Below are 2,473 nucleotides of genomic sequence, written 5' to 3'. Positions count from 1 at the left end.
GGTCCTTTCGGTTGGGCCAGAGTCTATCTCAAACTGGATTAGCTGCAGGGGGCAACGTCAGTCGCAATATAGCGATTGGGGCCTACCGTCCGCTGGAAATACTTCAGACAAATTCATTGGATGTACTCACTTTTAAGATCACGACTTTGCATTCATCAAAGGCAAAGTCGGGAGTAGTTCATCAATCGCTGCTTTGACGTCGTCAAGCATCGGCAAGGCGTCCTTTTCACGCTTCCAGAGCGATGCAAAGTCGCTAGCGGTCTCTCGCGCGACATCAAGAACCATCTTTTCCGGCAACGCTGCTTTCGCGGCAAGATGGGACATTTCGTCTTCATCAAACGCAGCAAAATCCCGAACGCGGCTGTAGTTCAGTGCGAAGCTGTCACCTTTGATGTAGGGGACTGTTGAGACAAAGTCGTAGGCGGGTGCTAGCGCCGCATTTCGCCGATCTGGATAGATCAGTGACCAGTTCTTCAGATGCATGTCGCCATTTCCGATCATCGTGTTGAAGACCAGGCGACGGATAAACTCGCGCACATCACCGTCCGAGCTTTCAGAGGCTACGACTGCGGCAATGTTGCGCATGCTGGCTTTCTTGTACTTGTTCTCACTGTAAACACCAAAGACTTGCGCAAAATCCTCGATGTGAATGCGCTCTCCGTTCGGCGATCTGTCAAACCGTTCAATGACAAACGCTTTGCTGCCGAAACGTTCTGTTCCGTCTGGCAATCCTGCAATGCTATCAATATCAACCAGATCGATTTTCGGTACATCCATATCCAGCAGGCTGGCCAGCCGCATCATCGAGAACTCGTTCTCGGGTACGCCCATGTACTCCCTTGATGGCAACTTGACGATCCAATCACCGCCAACTCCCGTGGCAGGGATCGTCAAACCGCCGCTCGCACTTTCAATGGCGGAGAATTTCAACTGAACGCCAGCGAGCGAAAAACGCATCATGTTTTCTTTGGGCTGCGCCTCCCGAAAGCCCTCAGCGTCTGCTGCTTCTGGCGGCCACTGCTCACCATCGGCTGGTATAATAGTGATCGCGCCCGGAAGGTCTTGACCAAGCGCCCAGAGCAAGAAGAATTCACGCTCAATATTTACTCCTGCCTTCTCGGCCAAATATTTTCGCAGATGTCCTTCCGGCAAGAGGTTGGAGAAAAATGGCATAACCTGCTTCTGGACGGGTCTGAAATCAGTGCGCAGTTCTCCAAACTCGTCCTTGAATGACAGCCCAAGTGTCGGGCGATCTGGATCGTTTATGTAGTCTTCGTTGAACGCAAAGAGGCTGCGATCCCCTGCGACACGCGTTAGCGTGCCTATCGGCTGGCCGTAAAGCTGAACATTGAGCACGGATACATCAGCCATCGCTATCCTCCTCGTCCAGACTGTAGGCTGGTCTGCTTTGTGTTATTTCGGGCCGGAACGTTGGTACATTGTGAGCGAGCATGTTGCGCAACCGCTGCGCATCTTTTGCGACCTTCTCAAGCTGCTTCAACCCGCCTGCGTTTTCGATTGCCTCTAGTGTTTTTCGAATTTGCCGAACCGCATCGGTTTCTTGAAGAATGTTTCGGAAGTTGTTCATTTCGGTAAGCTGTTTCTGAAGGTTATGTGCTACTGAGCTCTCTTGTAGAGCCTCTGGCAAGGCTGCAAACGCGCGCTGTGCCCTTGTAAGCTCTCGCAGAGCATCTGAGTGGCCATGCGCATTGTGGCTGCTTGTGCTGCGTGCGATGGACCTGACAGCGGGCGCGGCCTTGCGCGGTATCAAAGCAAGTTCCAGATCGAGCGCATGGGCAAGCGAAGCGAGGCTAGAGAGCCGAAGGTCAACGGCACTGCTTTCAATCTTTGAGATGTGCGACTGAGGCACGCCTGATCGCGCGCTAAGCTCCCTCTGGCTTAACCCTTTGTTTTCCCTGGCCTCCTTGAGTGTGGCCGCTATATCTTCACTCGCATAAGTCATTTTTGATCTACCTTTCTATATCAAGTGCTGCCATTGATATACTTAAACATATCACATCTTCAAGGCTTCACGCAACTACCTGATATACTATAGTTGATCAAAAAAGGCTAATGATCTACTATAAAAGATCATCTTAGAACAAGGACATTTGCCGTGAAGCGTCTTCACGCCTCTTCCACTCAGGCTTGTCGGCCTCGTGGTCGAGCCAAGCTAGGACGAAGTCTACATGACCGCCGTGCTCGTCGACGGTACCAGCAAGCAAGAAGTGCGAACGGTAGCCGGTCTGAGTCACGGGAATGATCCAGCCTTCCTCAACCCGCAGTTCGATATGGTCAAAGTCAGATTTCCAACGGCGCTCGTGGAAGGTGATCTCGATTGAGATGTTGCGCCACACGATCTGGGATGTGACGGGGGGGCTCATGAGCGCCCCGCTTGGTTTGTGGTGTCAGGGGGCGCTGTTGCATAAATCTGAAACTGGCCGCAGCTCCCCTTTCCCCGGACACACTTATC

Annotated in this window: 3 protein-coding genes; all 3 read right to left on the bottom strand. The window is 52.4% G+C overall.

The window, feature by feature from the left end:
* Positions 1–138: 138 nt before the first annotated feature.
* Positions 139–1,371, bottom strand: coding sequence for a type II toxin-antitoxin system HipA family toxin (locus P775_RS20380; protein ID WP_099912713.1), 1,233 nt, complete (start codon positions 1,369–1,371; stop codon positions 139–141).
* Entirely contained in the window at positions 1,364–1,963 is a 600-nt protein-coding gene (locus P775_RS20375) for a helix-turn-helix domain-containing protein (protein ID WP_099912712.1), read from the bottom strand. The genes P775_RS20380 and P775_RS20375 overlap by 8 nt, the downstream gene beginning before the upstream one ends.
* Before the next feature lie 133 nt (positions 1,964–2,096).
* Complete coding sequence (locus P775_RS20370; protein WP_099912711.1) at positions 2,097–2,384, bottom strand: hypothetical protein; 288 nt, start codon at positions 2,382–2,384, stop codon at positions 2,097–2,099.
* Between the last annotated feature and the right edge of the window lie 89 nt (positions 2,385–2,473).

The organism is Puniceibacterium antarcticum, from assembly GCF_002760615.1.
Lineage (GTDB): Bacteria > Pseudomonadota > Alphaproteobacteria > Rhodobacterales > Rhodobacteraceae > Puniceibacterium > Puniceibacterium antarcticum.
This window is presented reverse-complemented; position numbering and strand designations above follow the sequence as displayed.

What these genes read in the sequence shown, in the direction of transcription:
- P775_RS20380 (WP_099912713.1), bottom strand. Translation starts at nt 1,371, where the DNA reads ATGGCTGATGTATCCGTGCTCAATGTTCAGCTTTACGGCCAGCCGATA.
- P775_RS20375 (WP_099912712.1), bottom strand. Translation starts at nt 1,963, where the DNA reads ATGACTTATGCGAGTGAAGATATAGCGGCCACACTCAAGGAGGCCAGG.
- P775_RS20370 (WP_099912711.1), bottom strand. Translation starts at nt 2,384, where the DNA reads ATGAGCCCCCCCGTCACATCCCAGATCGTGTGGCGCAACATCTCAATC.